The following is a 2,420-nucleotide window of genomic DNA, read 5'->3' as shown; positions in this document are numbered from 1 at the left end:
GATCATCGGGGCTTGGTTTTCGGACATGTGCATTGCTCCTGAAACGTAGCGGGCGCCGAAGCGCCCTTATTCGCTGATGAGGTCGCGGAGGTCGGGAAGCTCCGCCAAGATGGCGTCTGCCTGGTCCTCGTCGAATTCTGCTGCCTTGAAGGCTTCGGCTGCGCGAAGGCGCTCGCCACCGTTCCAAAGCTTCCTGATGTTCGTTACCGCGCCGGTATCGGCTGACGCGGCCTTTGCTTTCACTTTTGGCATTCCGTACTCCTGCGGTTGAAAGGGGGACGGGCGGAGCCGAAGCCCCGCCCGGAAGCCGGATCAGTACGGGAAGGCGCACATGACAATCTTCGCCGAAGCGTCGATTGCGTAGGCGCAGACCGTATCAGTCACGGCGGCGGCAACCTTCAGGGTGCCATCCGTGGTGGCCGACAAAACAAGGCCGTTGCCGTCCGCACCGGAGACCAGCGCGGTCGTAAGCGTTGCCACGCCCTTGACCTGTATCCAGGCATATTCGCCATTGCCGGGGGCAGCAGCGAGAACGCCGGCACCGTTTGCGGCGGTGTCGGACACGTCAGAGGTGACTTCGTTCGTCTGACCGGCAGAGACGCCGGCCGGCGCGTAGAAGCCAACCACGTTGTTGGCGACGGCGGCGATAGCGCCGGCACCTTGGTTGTATTTCACGAACCGATAGACCTTGCCGTCATAGGATTCGTAGGTGTCGCCAAGGCGGGGAGCCTTGCCGCTTTCCGCGCCCGTGAGATCAGCCGCGGTGTAGGTCTTGGTGATGTTGGCGCCAACAAAAGAGGTCATGGTTTCCGCTCCTTATGCCGCGTCGAAGAGGACGCCCTGAAGCGACCGGTTCGAGGTGACGAGGTTGCCCATCCAGTAGAACGGGATGACAACGGCGTCCTGGTTGACGGGCTTCTTCTCGTCGTCCTGCGTCCACTGAGCTTCCTTGTGCTGGTCGACGTAGACGTAATCCGTGTTGAGGAAATAGCCCTTCTCTGCCGTGGTCGTGAAATTCGTGTTGTCGTCGAAAATCACGTCTGCGGTCTTGTACTTCAGGCCGATGAAGCCCGACTGGGCCATGTCGGCGTCCATGTACCGCTGAAGCTGCTGCTCGCCGAGTTCGTACAGCGAATAGAAGTCATGGCTGAAGGTGATGATGTCCGGCTTGTCGGCGCCGCGCGTCAGAGCAAGCCAGAGTTTGTTCATGTCGGCCTTGAACGATGCGGCGTTTGCTGCCGAAGGCGAGGCGGCAAGGTTGGTGCCGGTGGCCTCCAGAAACTTGTTGCGCCAGAACGTCCAGGTTGCGGAATCGATGCCGCCGACCGTGCCCTGACCATTGGTCTGGAGAATGTTGGCCAGGCCGCCGATCTGGTTGGACAGCGAACCATCCGAGTACAGATCGACCGAGAAGTTATTCGCGGCGGTCTTCAGCGCGTTGCCCTTCTTGGTCTTGACGAGGTTGATCATCGCGAACTTGCCGCTGTTCTGGCGAAGCTCCTTGCCGCTGGAAACGACATGCAGCGCGACCTGCGCCCAGTCGAATTTCGCGGACGTGACGACATCCGAGCCGTTGGTGTTCAGCGTGTCGAGGCCGGCATAGCGTTGATAGGTGTTGTTTTCCGCGTATTCGAGCTGCACCTGAATTTCGGTGCCGCCATCGAGGTTGCGGATCTTGTTCTTCTTCTTCAGCCGGTTGAGGAAGGCGTTGTTCTTCGAAACGTTGTCCGCCACCTCGTTCGCGCTGTTGCGAAGCGTGGTGGACACCATTTCAGTGAAGGTGGTCGACGGACCAGCCATGGTGTTTAACCCTTTTGATTGCGATCATAGACAGCGGCCAACTCTTCCTCTTCGGTGAGAGCCCGACCCTTGCCTGATGCGGTTGATGGGATGTTGACGGCGGCGGCTCGACGAGCGCCTTCGACCTTGGCGGCGCCATTCGAAGCGGCTGGCTTTCCAGCGGCTGCTTTGGCCCGAAGATCGGGATCGGCGTTCACGGCCATGTCGTAAGCCAGACCGAACACGGCCTCTTTCGAGGCGGCATCGCCAAGCTTCCTTCGCGCCTTGTGGATTGCTTCAACCATGTCGACTTCAGGGATTTCCGAGTAGAGCGGCTTGTCGGCTGACAAGCGGGTCAACTCAGTTTCGGCCGATGTCTGGTCGGCGCGTTCCTGAAGCTTCTGGTTTATGCGGTCGTCGATACTTGCGGGGTTTCCGACCGTTGCGAGCAACGTTTTCAACCCGGCAATCTCTTGCCGCAATTCGCTTTCGCCCTGCTGGACGGTCTGGCCAAATGCTGCTGCGATTTTGTCGCGCACGCCGTAGCTGTCGATGATGGCCATGATGGATTCGACGGGAGCCCGGTCCAGATTGGCCTGGGCATTGAACAGAAAATCGATTGCCTTCGCAGGCGTTACCAC

The 2,420-nt window shown here is 59.8% G+C and carries 4 protein-coding genes; all 4 read right to left on the bottom strand.

What is annotated here, in order from left to right; genetic code table 11:
• Nucleotides 1-66: 66 nt before the first annotated feature.
• From EN906_RS31005 to EN906_RS30990, 4 genes are read right to left on the bottom strand one after another with little or no spacing between them, the layout of a single operon-like run.
• The gene (locus EN906_RS31005) at nt 67-252 is read right to left on the bottom strand and encodes a hypothetical protein (protein ID WP_027036502.1); all 186 of its coding nucleotides are present in this window, start codon (nt 250-252) and stop codon (nt 67-69) included.
• A gap of 60 nt (nt 253-312) precedes the next feature.
• Nucleotides 313-804: a hypothetical protein gene (locus EN906_RS31000; RefSeq protein WP_127271039.1), complete on the bottom strand. Its 492-nt coding sequence runs from the start codon at nt 802-804 to the stop codon at nt 313-315.
• A gap of 12 nt (nt 805-816) precedes the next feature.
• Nucleotides 817-1,800: a phage major capsid protein gene (locus EN906_RS30995; RefSeq protein ID WP_013531602.1), complete on the bottom strand. Its 984-nt coding sequence runs from the start codon at nt 1,798-1,800 to the stop codon at nt 817-819.
• Between the two features lie 5 nt (nt 1,801-1,805).
• On the bottom strand, nt 1,806-2,342 hold the full coding sequence (locus tag EN906_RS30990; RefSeq protein ID WP_164764445.1) for a hypothetical protein: 537 nt from the start codon (nt 2,340-2,342) through the stop codon (nt 1,806-1,808).
• Nucleotides 2,343-2,420: the final 78 nt, after the last annotated feature.

This window comes from Mesorhizobium sp. M7A.F.Ca.CA.004.06.1.1, assembly GCF_003999135.1.
In the GTDB taxonomy this organism is placed as follows: domain Bacteria; phylum Pseudomonadota; class Alphaproteobacteria; order Rhizobiales; family Rhizobiaceae; genus Mesorhizobium.
Note: the sequence above shows the minus strand (reverse complement) of the source record. Positions and strands in the feature narration are given on the sequence as shown.

Coding starts and splice junctions, on each gene's coding strand:
- EN906_RS31000 (WP_127271039.1), bottom strand. CDS start 804: ATGACCTCTTTTGTTGGCGCCAACATCACCAAGACCTACACCGCGGCT.
- EN906_RS31005 (WP_027036502.1), bottom strand. CDS start 252: ATGCCAAAAGTGAAAGCAAAGGCCGCGTCAGCCGATACCGGCGCGGTA.
- EN906_RS30995 (WP_013531602.1), bottom strand. CDS start 1,800: ATGGCTGGTCCGTCGACCACCTTCACTGAAATGGTGTCCACCACGCTT.
- EN906_RS30990 (WP_164764445.1), bottom strand. CDS start 2,342: ATGGCCATCATCGACAGCTACGGCGTGCGCGACAAAATCGCAGCAGCA.